Origin of the sequence: Streptomyces tropicalis (assembly GCF_029269835.1) — a bacterium.
Classification (GTDB): Bacteria; Actinomycetota; Actinomycetes; order Streptomycetales; family Streptomycetaceae; genus Streptomyces; species Streptomyces tropicalis.
This window is the reverse complement of sequence record NZ_JARJBB010000003.1, coordinates 324932-340495: the sequence shown is the minus strand read 5'-3', so window position 1 is coordinate 340495 and position 15564 is coordinate 324932. Positions and strand designations below refer to the sequence as shown.

11 protein-coding genes are annotated in these 15564 nt (G+C 75.3%); 5 read left to right on the top strand and 6 right to left on the bottom strand.

The window, feature by feature from the left end; all coding sequences use genetic code 11:
* Window positions 1-92 precede the first annotated feature (92 nt).
* The 4 genes from P3H78_RS08050 (at window position 93) to P3H78_RS08035 (ending at window position 7176) form a co-directional block, all read left to right on the top strand.
* On the top strand, window positions 93-926 hold the full coding sequence (locus P3H78_RS08050; protein ID WP_276108134.1) for a helix-turn-helix transcriptional regulator: 834 nt from the start codon (window positions 93-95) through the stop codon (window positions 924-926).
* Window positions 927-1617: 691 nt separating this feature from the next.
* Window positions 1618-4455, top strand: a complete 2838-nt coding sequence (locus tag P3H78_RS08045; RefSeq protein WP_276108133.1) for an ATP-binding protein — start codon at window positions 1618-1620, stop codon at window positions 4453-4455.
* Window positions 4456-4698: 243 nt separating this feature from the next.
* Window positions 4699-5490: a S1 family peptidase gene (locus P3H78_RS08040; RefSeq protein WP_276108132.1), complete on the top strand. Its 792-nt coding sequence runs from the start codon at window positions 4699-4701 to the stop codon at window positions 5488-5490.
* A 1245-nt stretch (window positions 5491-6735) separates the two neighbouring features.
* Window positions 6736-7176, top strand: coding sequence for an SRPBCC family protein (locus P3H78_RS08035; RefSeq protein ID WP_276108131.1), 441 nt, complete (start codon window positions 6736-6738; stop codon window positions 7174-7176).
* Here P3H78_RS08035 and P3H78_RS08030 read toward each other — a convergent pair.
* A complete protein-coding gene (locus tag P3H78_RS08030; protein WP_276108130.1) occupies window positions 7163-8041 on the bottom strand; it encodes a LysR family transcriptional regulator in 879 nt (292 codons plus the stop codon). The genes P3H78_RS08035 and P3H78_RS08030 overlap by 14 nt on opposite strands.
* 131 nt (window positions 8042-8172) lie before the next feature.
* Between P3H78_RS08030 and P3H78_RS08025 the strand changes: the two genes are divergently transcribed.
* The gene (locus tag P3H78_RS08025) at window positions 8173-8478 is read left to right on the top strand and encodes a YciI family protein (protein WP_276108129.1); all 306 of its coding nucleotides are present in this window, start codon (window positions 8173-8175) and stop codon (window positions 8476-8478) included.
* 7 nt (window positions 8479-8485) lie between these two features.
* On the opposite strand, the gene P3H78_RS08020 is transcribed toward P3H78_RS08025, so the two are convergent.
* From P3H78_RS08020 to P3H78_RS08000, 5 genes are all read right to left on the bottom strand, one after another.
* Window positions 8486-9634, bottom strand: a complete 1149-nt coding sequence (locus tag P3H78_RS08020; protein ID WP_276108128.1) for an XdhC family protein — start codon at window positions 9632-9634, stop codon at window positions 8486-8488.
* A gap of 87 nt (window positions 9635-9721) precedes the next feature.
* Window positions 9722-11179 carry an NCS2 family permease gene (locus P3H78_RS08015; protein ID WP_276108127.1) on the bottom strand — a complete coding sequence of 486 codons (1458 nt, stop codon included), beginning with the start codon at window positions 11177-11179 and terminating at the stop codon, window positions 9722-9724.
* Window positions 11180-11414: 235 nt separating this feature from the next.
* The gene (pucD, locus tag P3H78_RS08010) at window positions 11415-13838 is read right to left on the bottom strand and encodes a xanthine dehydrogenase subunit D (RefSeq protein ID WP_276108126.1); all 2424 of its coding nucleotides are present in this window, start codon (window positions 13836-13838) and stop codon (window positions 11415-11417) included.
* 2 nt (window positions 13839-13840) lie between these two features.
* Window positions 13841-14407 carry a (2Fe-2S)-binding protein gene (locus tag P3H78_RS08005; RefSeq protein WP_276108125.1) on the bottom strand — a complete coding sequence of 189 codons (567 nt, stop codon included), beginning with the start codon at window positions 14405-14407 and terminating at the stop codon, window positions 13841-13843.
* Entirely contained in the window at window positions 14407-15300 is an 894-nt protein-coding gene (locus tag P3H78_RS08000) for an FAD binding domain-containing protein (protein ID WP_276108124.1), read from the bottom strand. Before P3H78_RS08000 ends, P3H78_RS08005 begins: the two co-directional genes overlap by 1 nt.
* Between the last annotated feature and the right edge of the window lie 264 nt (window positions 15301-15564).

The window sequence follows — 15564 nt, the reverse complement described above, 5'->3', positions numbered from 1 at the left end:
CCATTGCCGGGCGGCTCCGCCATCGTGTAATCCGTGATGCAGGTCTCACTACCCCCGAACGGGGGTGGGAGGGGCGAGGAAGGGGCGAGCAGGTGACATCGGACGCGTCCGCGGCGGGCGAGATTCGGGGTGCGCTGCTGCGGCTGCGGCGCGCGACGGGGCTGCCGGTCGTCTTCGGCGGGCTGGTGGAGCCGGGCGGGCCGCGGGTGCGGATCAGCGAACTGAGCGGCACGACGACGCGGGCGCTCAGCTCGCTCGCGGTGACCTCGGGCAACGGGCTGGGCGGGAGGGCGGTGGCGCTCGCCCGCCCCTGCGCGGTGACGGACTACTCCTCCTCCCCCCGGATCAGCCACGAGTACGACATCCCCGTCGCCGCCGAGGGACTGCGCTCGGTGCTGGCGGTGCCGGTGGTGGTACGGCGGCGGGTGCGCGGGGTGCTGTACGGGGCGCTGCGGTCGGCGCAGCCGCTCGGCGACCGCGCGCTGTGCGCGGCCGTGGCGGCGGCGCGGGACGTCGAGCAGGCGCTGGTGGTGCACGAGGAGGCGCGGGCGCTGCTGTCGGCGGCGTGGCCGGCGTCGTGTCCGGACGAGCCGTCCGGGTCCGCCCGTGAGCAGGTGCGGGAGGCGCACGCGGCGCTGCGCGCGCTCGCCCCGCGGATCACGGATCCGATGCTGCGGGCGGAACTGCTGGACGCGTGCGGCCTGCTGGCGGGCGGCCCGGCCGGGGGCGGTGCCGGACTGGCACCGCGGGAGCTGGACGTGCTGGCCTGCGTGGCCGCTGGGGCGACCAACGCGGCGGCCGGGGCGCGGCTGGGGCTGCGCCCGGAGACCGTCAAGGGCTATCTGCGCTCCGCCATGCGCAAACTGGGAGCCCACACCCGCGGCGAGGCGGTCGCCGCGGCCCGCCGCACGGGGGAACTCCCGTAGGTCCCCCGCCGGACCGGAGAATCTTCACAGGTCCCCCGCTCCGCTCCGGACCGGGGACGTCCGCCTCGCCGGGGCCGGCGGACGGCCTGCCCGGCCCGCTCCGGTGGTGCGTCCGCCCTGGCCCGGAGGCCCGGGCGCTCGGCCGGGCCTCCGGGCGCCCGCCCCGGCCCTCAGACGCCGGCCCCGGCGGGACGGGCGGTCCCCTACGTATGCGGCACCGGCGGGACGGCGGCCCGCAGGCGGATCCCGCACGCGGACCGCGGCGGCCGGACGCAGCGTCTCCTGCCGCGTGCCGCAGGCCGAGCCCGGGCCGGGCCGGCCCCGCGGCGCCCCCGGCCCGGTCGGCACCGCGGGCGGCCGGCGCGGACCAGTACCGCGTACCGGCACCGCGGGCGGGCAGGGTGGCCCGGCGCGCCCCGCGGACCGGCCCCGCAGGTGAGCACCCCGGTGCGATGTCCTCGCCCCGTCCCCCGGTCCCCGCCCGGGGAGCGGACGGGGCAAGGGCCGGCCGCCCGGGCGGAGTACGGTGGTCGGGGCGGTGCGCCGCGTCGCCGGGAGGGGCCGGATTTCGCCCGCGGGGCGGTGAATTCGTTCGCGTCGGCGTGTTGTTATTTCCCTCACCACCCCGGAAGTCCGAATTCAAGGGCGCGTTGCCTAGAATTTGCTGCGGACACGACACACGAGGGGAGCGGTGACCGTGCAACGGGACTCCAAGGACCCTGCGAGCTGCCGCTCCGACCAGGTCATCGGCCGGGAGGAGCCGGCCGCCGCGGCGCGCGCCCAGCTCGCCGGCGGCGGCAGTGTCCTGCTGCACGGTCCCGCCGGAATAGGAAAGTCGACCGTGCTGCGGGCATTGGCCGCGGAATATGCCCCGTCGGCCCGCACCGTCCTGCGCTGCTCGGCCACCGAGTCCGAATCGCACCTGCCCTTCCTCGCGCTCGCCGATCTGCTCGGGCTGGTCCTGGACGAGGTGTCGGGCGGACTGCCCTCCGCCCAGCGCACCGCCCTGGAGTCCGCGCTCACCGGACGCGGCGAGTCCACGCTCCAGCGCGACGGCCTCGCCCTGCGCCTGGCCGTGCTGTCGGCGCTGCGCGCGCTCGCCGCCAAGGGTCCCGTCCTGGTCGTCGCCGACGACCTGCAGTGGCTGGACCCGGCCAGCGCCGAACTGCTCGGCTTCGCCGCCCGCAGGCTCGGCGAGACGCCGGTGCGGATGGTGTGCGCGGTGCGCACCGAGGGCCAGGAGTACGACCGCTACCTGCGTGCCTGCCCGCCCGACACGCAGGCCGTGCGGCTCGGCCCGCTCTCCCGCGGCCAGGTGTCCACCCTGCTGGAGAACCGCGGCTACACCGGGCTGCCCCGCTCCACGGTCCGCGACATCCACCGCACCAGCGGCGGCAACCCGCTCTTCGCGCTGGAGCTGGGCCGGGCGCTGGCCGAGAGCACGGCCGCGCCCCGTCCGGGCGAGCCCCTGCCGGTGCCGACCTCGCTGCGCGCGCTGGTGCTGAGCCGGCTGGAGATGCTGTCCGACGACGCCCGCCGCACCCTGCTCGTGGCGAGCGCCGGTGCCCGCCCCACCCCGGCCCTGCTGCGCGCGGCCGGCCGGGAGAACGCCGAGACGGAGTGCGCCCGGGCGGCCGAGCTGGGGCTGCTGGCCACCGACCCGGAGGGGCCCACGCTGCGGTTCGCGCACCCGCTGATCTCGGCCGCGCTGTACGCGGAGGCGTCCGTGCAGGAGCGGCGCTCGGCGCACGCCGCGCTGTCCACCGCGGCCTCCGACCCGATCGAGCGCGCCCGGCACCTGGCACTGGCCACCACCGGCACGGACCCGGAGGTCGCGGCCCGGCTCGCCGGGACGGCGGCGCTGGCGCGGGACCGCGGTGCGCCGTCGGTGGCGGCCTCGCTCGGCCTGCTGGCCGCCCGGCACACCCCGGCGGACAGCCTGCCGGGCCCGGACGAGCGCCGGCTGCAGGCGGCCGACGACGCGATCACGGCCGGCGAGGTGGACCTGGCGCGGGACATCGCCCGCGAGGTGCTGACCCGGGCGACGGTCCCCGCGGAGCGGGTGCGGGCCTGGATGGTGGTGATCGAGGCGGCCGGGCAGGCCCTCGGCGACGTGGACGCCGTCTTCCCGCAGGCGCTGGCCGACGCGGGCGAGGACCCGGGGCTGCTCGCCCTGGTGCACTATCAGCTGGCCTGGCGCGGGCTTGTCGTGGGGGGCGACTTCGCCGAGGCGCGGGAGGAGGCCGCGCACGCGGCGGAGCTGGCCGCGCGCGGCCGGGACCGCCGCACCGAGCTGATGGCGCTGGCCTTCCAGGCGTCGACGGAGACCCTGATGGGTCACCCGGACGCGCCGGTCACGATCAGGCGGGCGCTGAGGGAGCCGCAGGACCCGTATGTGGCATGCCATCACAACGGCGTCGGCTCGGCCCGGTTCCGCTGGCTGCTGATGAGCGACCGGCTGACGGAGGCGCGGGCGACCATCACCGCGCTGCTGCGCGAGGTGCGGCGGCGGGGCATGGTCGAGAGCGAGGTGCACTTCGTGCGGCTGCTCGCCGAGACGGAGCTGCGCTCCGGGCACTGCGGCCGGGCCATGGACCTGGCCCGCGACAGCCTGCGGATGGCACGGGACACCGGCATCGGGGAGAGCGCCTCCGCGATGCTGGCCGCCATCGCCGAGGCGTCCGGAGGGGACGCCGAGCGGGCGCAGTCGCTGGCCCGGGAGGCGGTGGGGCACGCCGAGGAGGACGGCGACCCGATGTACCTGTCGCGTGCCCTGGCCGCGCTGGGCTACGCCCAGTTGGTGGCCGGGGACGCGCAGGCGGCCGTCGCCTCGCTGCGCCGGGTGCGCGAGCTGGAGAGCGCCCTCGGCATCACCGACCCGGCGCGTGGCCGCTGGCACGGCGACCTGGCGGAGGCGCTGGTGCGGATCGGGGAGCCGGCCGAGGCGCAGGACGTCATCGACGTGGCGCGGGAGCACGCGCGGCGGCTGGACCGCGAGAGCGTGCTGGCCGTGCTGGACCGCTCCGAGGCGCTGGTCCGGGCGGCCCGCGGGGACGAGGAGACCGCGGTCGCCCAGCTGGTGTCCGTGCAGGGCCGGCTGGCGAAGCTGGGGCACGGCCTGGAGGAGGCGCGAGCGGCGTTCGCTCTGGCCCAGCTCCGCTCACTGCCCCGCGCGGCGGGCGCCGGCCGGTCCGGGGGGAGCGCCGGCCCGGGGGCGGCGGCGTACGAGGAGGCGGCGCGGCTGTTCCGGCGCTGCCGCGCGGTGCCGTGGCTGCGGCGGCTGGACGCGGCCGCCGTCGCCCGCCCGGCCGAACCCGAGGTGGCCCCCGCGGCCCTGGACGGGCTGGCCTCGATGGAGCGTCAGGTGGCCTCGCTCGTGATGGAGGGCGCGACCAACCGGGAGATCGCCGCACGGCTGTACGTCAGTGTGAAGACGGTGGAGGCGACCCTCACCCGGGTCTACCGGAAGCTGGGGATCCGCTCGCGCGTGGACATCGTCCGATTGGCGGCGGCCCGACGCGCGAAGTGAGGGCAGCCCAGGTTAACTCCTGATTGCGGCCCAGTGAGGGAGGCCGCCCGTCGGCGCGTCGAACGGCGACCGAGGGTTTTCCCTGACCAACTCCCCTAGGGGGTTCCCTCATTGGGGCACGGTACGCCGCGCCATAGCGTAAGTGGCGTGCCGCTCGCTCGGGCATACGGGGGTCTGTCCCGAGACCCCCGTGCACCACACCGCCCGTGCGAACCCCCACCGGCCGGCCCCACGAGGAGACGCATGTTCGGGCTCACCCCCGCCAGACGGGCCGCGGCAGCGGTCGCGGCCAGTGCCGCCGTCACCGTGACCGCGCTGTTCACCGCCCCCTCGGCGGCCGCCGCACCCCAGCCCGTCGTCGGCGGCACGGCGACCACGACCTCGGCGTACCCGTTCGTCATGCAGATCACGGACGTGTCCGGCAACCAGTTCTGCGGCGGCACCCTGGTGGCGGCCCGGAAGGTCGTCACCGCGGCGCACTGCATGGTCGGCGAGACCACGGGCGGCGTGCGGGTGGTGGGGGGCCGGACCTTCCTGAACGGGACGGACGGCACGGTCAGCACGGTCAGCGGGATATGGATCGACCCGGACTACACGGACGCCACCAGGGGCGACGACGTGGCGGTGATCACGCTGTCGACGTCGATGCCGTACAAGGCGGCTCCGTACGCCTCGCCCTCGGACACCGGGGTGTACGCGGCCGGCACGACGGCGCGCATCCTCGGCTGGGGCACCACGTCCGAGAGCGGCGGCTCCTCCAACCAGCTGCGGACGGCGACGGTACCGGTCGTCGCCGACTCCGGTTGCGCGGACTCCTACGGCTCCGACTTCGTCGCGAGCGACATGGTTTGCGCCGGATACACATCCGGCGGCGTAGACACCTGCCAGGGCGACAGCGGCGGTCCCCTGATCATCGGGGGCGTCCTGGCAGGGATCACTTCCTGGGGCAACGGCTGTGCGGAGGCGGGCTACCCGGGTGTCTACACCCGGCTGACCGCCTTCTCCGGCCTGGTCACCGCGCAGGTCGGCTCATGACCGGCTGACGGTTCCCGAGCGACCCCCCAGGTGAGTGCCAGGGGGCGTTGCGAGCCTCCACGAGCGGCCCGCAACGCCCCCTCTCCATGTGTACGGCCGGGGCCCGCACCCGGGCAAGGCCATCCCTGCCCGGCGGCCCCGGCCTTCCCCCGTACGGAGGCCATCGGACCCCGCTGCCCGCGGACGGTCCGTACCGCCGCCTCCGGCGGACACCACAGCACGGGCAGCGCGAGCAGGCCCCGACGGCGGCCAGGACGCCGGGCAGGGAGCGCCGGCCGCCCGCGTCGACCGGGGCCCGGGACGCGTACGGCGTCAGACCGCCGAAGACGGTCGCGGCCGCCGCGGCGACGGCCGGTCCGCTCAGCCGCCCCGCGACCGGGAGCCGCCCGGCGGCGGCCGAGTCGCCGACCGCGCCCACCCCGCCGGCGACGAGGGCGACGACCACCGCTCCGGCCAGCGTCCAGGTGCGGCGCCCCCCGGTCGTCGGCGCGAACATCGCCACCGGCACGACCACGGACGGAGCGCACAGGGCCGGCAGCACGGGCCGGCGTCCGGCGCGGCCGGCCGGCGCGCCCGCGACGGGGGTGACGGCGACGACCGCGACCCGCGCGAGGGCGGACAGCCACGGCGCGTCGCGCTCGGCGACGCCGCCGACCGGGATCGGTGAGCCGCTCCCGCTTCGGGCCGTGCGGGTCCTTTCGGTCCGCGCGGGCAGGTGCGCGGGGACACAGGTGCTGCCCACGCAGCAGGTGACGGAGCCGGCAGCGGACACGGTGAACGCCCGGTACAGCGCCGGGCGCCCGGTGCGCAGGACGTGCGGGAGCGGGGCCGGGAGCGATGGCGGCCCGGCCCCGCCGCGCCTGGCTCGAAGGCCGGGGACTCCCGCGGGCTGGAGCGGGCCGCCGGGATGCCGTCGGGTCGGGGCCGCGCCGGCCCCAGGAGTCCGGTACCGGTGTGCCGAGTGCCGCGGTGGTGGCCGCGACGACCCCGACGGCGGGCGGGGCACCGGTCCCCTGGCCGCGGCGGCGAGCGGGGCGGCCGGACCGCGGCGGTGCGGAGGTGTCCCCTCCACCCGGCAGGCCGGCGAGGTCGGCGAGCGTCTCCTCGAGCCACGCGACCTCGGTGCGCGAGGTGGCCCGGGCGATGCGCAGCACACCGCCTCACCCATCCGGCCCCGTATGGGCCAACCGTGTGACCCGCGGGCGAACATCCGGCGTGGTGGGCGTGGTTGCCTACGATCGTGGTGTGGTCACCTTCTTCCTCGAACGCACCGCCCCGCTCCCCCTCGACGAGGCCTGGCGCCGGCTCACCCGGTGGCAACACCACGCCGACGTGGTTCCGTTGACCCATGTCACCGTGGTCACGCCGGAACCGACCCATGAGGGGACACGGTTCGTGGCCCGTTCGGGGATCGGCCCGTTCTGCTTCGACGATCCGATGGAGGTCACCGTCTGGCGTCCCCCCGTCGACGGCGAGCCGGGGCTGTGCCGGCTGGAGAAGCAGGGACGGGTGGTGCGCGGCTGGGCGGAGATCGAGGTGCTGCCCGGACCCGGCGGCCGCACCCGGGTGCACTGGCGGGAGGAGATCCGCCTGCGCTTCCTGCCCGGCCTCCTCGACCCGGTCGTGGAGCACACCGCGCTCACGGTCTTCGGAAGGGCGGTGAACGGGCTCCTCAGACAGCCGTGACGGGCGGCAGCAGGCCGGCCCAGAGGGAGTCCGCGGCCGCGGCGAGCAGCAGCCGCTCCCGGGGCGGGCGGGGGCCGACCGGGCGGTGGACGAGGGCGGGGTCCGCGTCCGCGGCGGCGGACCCAGGGCGCAGCGCCACGACGTCGTCGCGGCCGACCAGCGCATGACGGAACAGGGTGCCGCTGCCGCTGTCCTCGACGAACGTGTCCGGGGTCCAGCCGTGCTCCGCGAGCCGGGCACGGACGGCGGAGGCGTAGCCGGGCGCCCGGTGCTCGGGGAACCACAGCAGCCGCTGGGCCGCGAGGTCGTCCCAGCGCAGCTCGGACCGTCCGGCGAGCGGGTGTCCGCCGTGCATCACCACACCGAGGGGCTCGTCCCGCACCGTTCGCACCGCCGGCCCGCGCGCGTGGTCCAGTGGCGCCCGGAGGATCCCGAGGGCGAGCGCTCCGCCGCGCAGGAGGTCCGGCTGGCGGGCGGAGTCGACCCGTTCGTGGGCCGCCCGCACCGGCCGGTCACGGGTCAGGATCCGCTCGGTGTGCTCCAGCACCTCCGCGGGCACGCCCCGGCACACGCCGACGGCGGCGGGCGGCGGGAGCGTACGGGCGGCGGCGACCGCCGTGTCGAGGACGGACAGCGCCTGGTGGACTCCGGCCAGGAGGTGGCGTCCGGCGTCGGTGAGCTCCATCCCCCGGGGCAGGCGCCGGAACAGCGGGATGCCGATGCGCCGTTCCAGCTGCGCGATCTGCTGGCTAAGGCTGGGCCGGGCGAGGTGCAGCCGGCGGGCGGCCTCGGTGACGGTGCCCGCCTCGGCGACGGCGGCGAAGTACCGCAGAGGGCGCAGTTCGAGCCCGTGCGTCCCGTCCACCGCCGCTCCCCGTCCGCCGCCGGCGCGGCCGGTCCGGCACCGGCGCCTCCCCCCACGTATAAGCCCGAGCCTATGGCCCTTCCGGCAAGGGGGCCTGGTGCGGGGCCGGTTGGACGGCGTTGACTGGCGGCATGTACGTCATCGTGTTCCGCTACCACGCGCCCCTGGCCGAGATCGACGCGCTCAGGGACGCCCATTACGCCCATCCTCAGGGAGTGTTCGCCCAGGGGCTGGCCCTGCTCGCGGGTCCGCTGGAGCCCCGTACCGGCGGGCTGGTGCTCGCCGAGGGGCCGCGGGAGGCGGTCGAGGCCGCCGTGGCCTCGGACCCGTTCGTCACGAGCGGGGCGGCCACCGCGGAGGTGCTGCGGTTCCGCCCGGTGTGGCGGCGGGACGGGGCGGAGGATGACCCGTCCGCACTGCCGCCGCAGCAGAACTGACGGATCGTCAGACAGCGGAGTCGATGCGGACGCCCGGTGCCGGGTCGTCGTGGTGGATGGGCGTGTGCGCGCCGGCCAGCGGCCGCCCGCTGCCGCCGCGCCGGTCGGCGACGATCTGCGCGGCGATGGACAGGGCCGTCTCCTCCGGGGTGCGGGCGCCGAGGTCCAGTCCGATGGGCGAGCGGAGCCGCGCCAGCTCCAGCTCGCTCACCCCGGCCTCGCGCAGCCGGTCGGCGCGGTCCAGGTGGGTGCGGCGCGAGCCCATCGCCCCGACGTACGCCACCGGAAGCCGCAGCGCCCGCTGGAGCAGGGGCACGTCGAACTTGACGTCGTGGGTCAGCACGCACAGGGCGGTGCGGCCGTCGGTGCGGGTGCGGTCCAGGTACCGGTGGGGCCACTCGACGACGATCTCGTCGGCCTCCGGGAAGCGCGTGCGGGTGGCGAAGACCGGGCGCGCGTCGCACACGGTCACGTGGTACCCGAGGAACCTGCCCGCGCGGACCAGCGCGGAGGCGAAGTCGATCGCCCCGAAGACGATCATCCGGGGCGGCGGCACCGAGGACTCCACGAACAGCGTGAGCGGGGTCCCGCAGCGGGAGCCGCGCTCACCGATCTCCAGGGTGCCGGTGCGGCCGGCGTCGAGGAAGGCGGCCGCCTCGGCGGCGACCGTGCGGTCCAGTTCCGGGTGGGCCGCGAAGCCGCCCTCGTAGGTGCCGTCGGCACGGACCAGGAGGGCGCGGCCCGCCAGCTCGGGCGGGCCGGTGACGATCCGTGCGAGCGCCGCCGCGCCGCCGCCCGCGGCGGTGGCGAGCGCGGCCGCGGCGACCGGCCGGGCCGGGTCGGCGGCGCGGACCGGGGTGACGAGGACGTCGATGGTCCCGCCGCAGGTCAGGCCCATGGCGAAGGCGTCCTCGTCGCTGTGGCCGAAGCGTTCCAGGACGGTCCCGCCGTCCTCCAGCGCCTGCCGGCACAGCTCGTAGACCGCGCCCTCCACGCAGCCGCCGGAGACCGAGCCGACGGCCGCGCCGTCGGTGTCCACCGCGAGGGCGGCACCCGGCAGGCGGGGGGCGCTGCCGTCCACGGCGACCACGGTGGCCACGGCGAAGTCGCGGCCCTGCCGGACCCACCGGTCCAGTTCCTCGGCGATGTCCAGCATCTGTCGATCTCCTTGCGGCGGCGGTCGGTCGGGGGGAGGCGCGCGGGGTCCGCCGGTCCCGGGGGACCCCACGCGCCGAGGGTCGTCCTAGTGGACGCCCAGCCAGCCCTCGACGGGGTGGAGGGCGAAGTAGACGAGGAACACCGCGGTCAGCCCCCACATGAAGGCGCCGATCTCCCGCGCCCGGCCCTGGGCGGCCTTGATGACGGTGAAGGAGACGACTCCGGCGGCGACACCGGCGGTGATGGAGTACGTGAACGGCATCAGGACCACGGTGAGGAACACCGGGATCGCGGTGGCGCGGTCGGCCCAGTCCACGTGCCGGGCGTTCATCAGCATCATGGCGCCGATGACGACCAGGGCGGCGGAGGCGACCTCCTGGGGCACGAGCGCGGTGAGCGGGGTGAAGAACAGGCAGGCCGCGAAGAGCAGTCCGGTGACGACGGAGGCGAGGCCGGTGCGCGCGCCCTCGCCCACTCCGGTGGCCGACTCGATGAAGACGGTCTGCCCGGAACCCCCGGCGACGCCGCCGATCGCGCCGCCCGCGCCGTCGATGAACAGCGCCTTCGACAGACCCGGCATGCGGCCCTCGCCGTCGGCGAGCCCGGCCTCGGTGCCGACGCCGATGATGGTGGCCATCGCGTCGAAGAACCCGGCCAGCACGAGGGTGAAGACGATCAGGCCGACGGTCATCGCGCCGACCGAGCCCCACCCGCCGAAGTCGACGTGCCCGAAGAGCGAGAAGTCGGGCATGGAGACCGCGCTGCCGTGCAGTGCGGGGGCGCCGGCGGCCCAGGCGGCGGCCTTCACGACCCCGGTGGCGTTGAGCACCGCGGCGACGACCGTGCCGGCGACGATGCCCGCGAGGATGGCCCCGGGGACGTTGCGGGCCTGGAGCACGAAGATCAGCAGGAGGGTGCCGGCGAAGAGGAGGACGGGCCAGCCGGCGAGCTCGCCCGCGGGGCCGAGGGTGACCGGGGTGGCCCTGCCCTGGTGCACGAACCCGGACTTGTAGAAGCCGATGAGCGCGATGAACAGGCCGATGCCCATGGTGATCCCGTGCTTGAGCGCCGGCGGTATCGCGTTCATGATCATCTCGCGCAGGCCGGTGACCACGAGCAGCATGATGACCGCGCCGTAGACCACGCACATGCCCATCGCCTGCGGCCAGGTCATCTGCGGGACGACCTGGGAGGACAGGACGCCGGAGACGGACAGTCCGGCGGCCAGGGCGAGCGGCACCCTGCCGACGAGGCCCATCAGCAGCGTGGTGAGGGCCGCGGCGAACGCGGTGGCGGTGATCAGGGCCTTCTGGGCGAGGGTGTCCCCCGCCACGTCCTTCCCCGACAGGATCAGGGGGTTGAGCAGCAGGATGTACGCCATCGCCATGAAGGTGGTGACGCCGCCGCGCACTTCGCGTGCGAGCGAGGATCCGCGCGGGGTGATGTGGAAGTACCGGTCGAGCCAGGACCGGCCGGCCGGGACGCGGGTTCCCGCGCCCGCGTCGTCGGCGGTGGTCCTCGGCTCCACGGACTGCTGGGTCATGGTGCCATCTCCCAAGGTTCACAGGGGCACCCGCATCGGCGCCGGCATGCCGTGCCGGTCCGCCGGCCGCACGCGCGGCTGCGGGATTTGGGAATGGACGACCCGGGGGACGGCCCAGGACGAACGGAGGGTGCTGCTGCGCCGGGGGCCCTCGAGCGGAGGGGTCCCCGGGCAGCGGGTTCCCCCGGGCGGCGCGGACGGTTCGGACGTCCTGCGGTGCCGCCCGGGGGCCCGCTCACGCCGTGCCGGTGAGGTGTTCCGGTCGTACGGGGGTGCGGTTCAGCTCCAGCCCGGTCGCGTCCCTGATCGCCGCGAGGACGGCCGGGGTGGACGACAGGGTGGGCGCCTCGCCGACGCCGCGCAGCCCGTACGGCGCGTGGTCGTCGGCGAGTTCGAGCACGTCGACGGGGATCGTCGGCGTGTCGAGGATGGTGGGGATCAGGTAGTCGGTGAAGGAGGGGTTGCGCACCTTCGCGGTCCTCGGGTCGACGACGATCTCCTCCATGACCGCCACGCCGAGACCCTGCGTGGTGCCGCCCTGGATCTGGCCGACGACGGACAGCGGGTTGAGCGCCTTGCCGACGTCCTGGGCGCAGGCCAGTTCGACCACCTTCACCAGGCCCAGCTCGGTGTCGACCTCGACGACGGCACGGTGCGCGGCGAAGGAGTACTGCACGTGGCCGTTGCCCTGGCCGGTGCGCAGGTCGAAGGGCTCGGTGGGCCGGTGCCGCCACTCGTCCTCGACCTCGACGGCCTCGTCGCCGAGTACCTCGGCCAGGTCGGCGAGCACCTCCCCGCCGTCGGTGACCACCTTGCCGCCCTCCAGCAGGAGTTCGGCGGTGGCCCAGGCCGGGTGGTAGGAGCCGAAGCGGCGCCGGCCGAGCTCCAGGACCCGCTCGCGGACCTGTTCGCAGGCATGGCGGACGGCGCCGCCGGTGACATATGTCTGCCGGGACGCCGAGGTCGAACCGGCCGACCCCACCTGCGTGTCCGCGGGACGGATGGTGACCTGGGCGACGCCCAGCTCGGTACGGGCGATCTGCGCGTGGACGGTGACCCCGCCCTGGCCGACCTCCGCCATGGCGGTGTGCACGGTCGCCACGGGCTCGCCGGCGACGGCCTCGAGGCGGACCCTGGCGGTCGAGTAGTCGTCGAAGCCCTCGGAGAAGCCGACGTTCTTGATGCCGACGGCGTAGCCGATGCCGCGCACGACGCCCTCGCCGTGCGTGGTGTTGGACAGGCCGCCCGGCAGTTGCCGTACGTCCGCGCCCTCGGAGCTCTCCCACTGGCGCTCAGGCGGCAGCGGCATCGCCTTGACCCGGCGCAGGAGTTCGGCGACCGGCGCCGGGGAGTCGACCGGCTGCCCGGTGGGCATGATCGTGCCCTGCTCCATCGCGTTCCGCTGCCGGAACTCCACCGGGTCCATGCCGAGCTTCTTCGCCAGCTTGTCCATCTGCGCCTCGTAGGCGAAGCACGCCTGGACCGCGCCGAAGCCGCGCATCGCGCCGCAGGGCGGGTTGTTGGTGTAGAGGGCGATGGCCTCGATGTCGACGTCGTCGACGACGTAGGGGCCGACCGAGAGCGAGGCGGCGTTGCCGACGACGGCCGGGGACGCGGAGGCGTAGGCGCCGCCGTCGAGCACGATGCGGCACTTCAGGTGGGTGAGCCTGCCGTCGTGGGTGGCGCCGTGCTCGTAGTACAGCTTCGCCGGGTGGCGGTGGACGTGTCCGAAGAAGGACTCGAACCGGTTGTAGACGATCTTCACCGGCTTGCCGGTGCGCAGCGCGAGCAGGCAGGCGTGGATCTGCATCGACAGGTCCTCGCGGCCGCCGAAGGCGCCGCCGACGCCGGCCAGCGTCATGCGCACCTTGTCCTCGGGCAGGCCGAGGACGGGCGCGATCTGGCGCAGGTCGGAGTGGAGCCACTGGGTGGCCACGTAGAGGTGGACGCCGCCGTCCTCCTCCGGCACGGCGAGGCCGGACTCCGGGCCGAGGAAGGCCTGGTCCTGCATGCCGAAGGTGTACTCGCCGCGGACGATCACGTCCGCCCGCCGCGCGGCCGCCGCGGCGTCGCCGCGGACGATGGGCTGGCGGTGGACGATGTTCGGGTGCGGGACGTGGCCGACGTGGTGGTCGGTGCGGTGCTCGTGGACGAGGACCGCACCGGGGGCGGTGGCGGAGGCCTCGTCGGTGATGACGGGCAGCTCCCGGTACTCCACCTTGATCTTGGCGGCGGCGCGCCGCGCGGTCTCCGGGTGGGCCGCTGCGACGACGGCGACCGGCTCGCCGTGGTGGCGGACCTTGCCGTACGCGAGGACCGGGGTGTCCCGGATCTCCAGGCCGTAGTTCTTCACCTCGGTGGGCAGGTCGTCGTGGGTGAGGACCGCGTACACGCCCGGGGTGGCGAGGGCCTCGGCGGTGTCGATGGACACGATCTCCGCGTGGGCGACCGGGGAGCGCAGGATCTGGCCCCAGAGCATGTCCTCGTGCCACAGGTCGGACGAGTACGCGAACTCGCCGGTGACCTTCAGGGTTCCGTCGGGGCGGAGCGTGGACTCGCCGATGGCACCGCGGGTCTGCGAGCCCTGGGTGATGCGCGTGGGGGCGCCGGCGGGCGCGCCGCGCTGTGCGGAGGCGGTGGGGTGCTTCGGGGAGGACATGCTCAGACCGCCTCTCCCTGCCGGGCGGCCGCCAGGCGGACCGCGTCCATGATCTTCTCGTAGCCGGTGCAGCGGCACAGGTTGCCCGAGAGGGCCTCGCGGACGTCCTCGTCGCTCGGGTTCGGGTGGGACTCGAGCAGTTCGTCGGCGGCGACCAGCAGGCCGGGGGTGCAGAACCCGCACTGGACGGCACCGGCGTCGAGGAACGCCTGCTGCACGGGCGAGAGTTCGGTGCCCTCGCCGGTGTGCGAGTCGGCGCCGCCGCGGGCCTGCTGCGCGTCCGGGAGGGAGGTGCCGCGGGCTCCCGCCGCGGCACGCCGGCGGGCGTGGTCCGCCAGGCCCTCCACGGTGACGACGTCGCGGCCCTCGACCTGGCCGGCCGCGACCAGGCACGAGCACACCGGCACGCCGTCCAGGCGCACGGTGCACGAGCCGCACTCGCCCTGCTCGCAGGCGTTCTTGGAGCCGGGCAGGCCCAGGCGCTCGCGCAGGACGTAGAGGAGGGACTCGCCCTCCCACACGTCGTCGGCCTCCTGGGGCCGTCCGTTGACGGTGAACTTGACGCGCATTACGCAGCTCCCTCCGAGGCGGTGCGGGTGCCGCGGTACGACTCCCAGGTCCAGGTGAGCGTCCGCCGGGCCATGACGCCGACCGCGTGGCGGCGGTAGCCCGCGGTGCCCCGGACGTCGTCGATCGGGTTGCAGGAGGCGGCGCACAGGTCGGCGAACTGCCGGGCGACGGACGGGGTGATGACCTTGCCGCTGTCCCAGAAGCCGCCCTCCTCCAGGGCCGCGTTCAGGAAGTCCTCGGCGGTCGCGGCCCGCACGGGGGTGGGGGCCGCGGAACCGATGCCGGTGCGGACGGTGCGGGTGTCCGGGTGGAGGGCGAGACCGAAGGCGCACACGGCGATGACCATGGCGTTGCGGGTGCCGACCTTGGAGTACTGCTGCGGCCCGTCGGCCTTCCTGACGTGGACGGCGCGGATCAGCTCGTCGGGCTGGAGCGCGTTGCGCTTGACGCCGGTGTAGAAGTCGTCGATCGGGACGAGGCGGGTGCCGCGGGCCGCGGACTGCACCTCGACCTCGGCGCCGGCGGCGAGCAGGGCCGGATGGGCGTCGCCGGCCGGGGAGGCGGTGCCGAGGTTGCCGCCGACGCCGCCGCGGTTGCGGATCTGCGGGGAGGCGACGGTGTGCGACGCGAGTGCCAGGCCGGGCAGCTCGGCCCGCAGGTGCTCCATGATCTTCGCGTACGGGACCGAGGCGCCGAGCCGCACGCTGTCCTCGCCGACCTCCCACTCGTAGAGATCTCCGACGCGGTTGAGGTCGAGGAGGTACTCGGGCCGGCGGTGGTCGAAGTTGATCTCGACCATCACGTCGGTGCCGCCCGCAATCGGCACAGCGGTGGGGTGCTCCGCCTTCGCGGCGAGCGCCTCCTCCCAGCTGGCGGGGCGAAGGAAGTCCATGACCGGCTCTCTTCTTCGTCGTGGGTCGTCCGGATCGAGCCAATCCGTGCGCGGCGGGCCGGGCTCGTTCATGTGCTGTTCACGCGGAGTGGCCTCAGTACACAGCTCTGTGCTCCAGCGGGGTCAGTCACCGAAACCATGAAGGAGTTGGCTGGCCACGGCAGCCATCTTGTAGATTCGTATGAACGGAGGCCGTCCGTAACCTCTTCAGTTTCCTCCGGAAACAAAGGGAGCGGGCACCGGCCACGGCGGAGCCCGACGCCC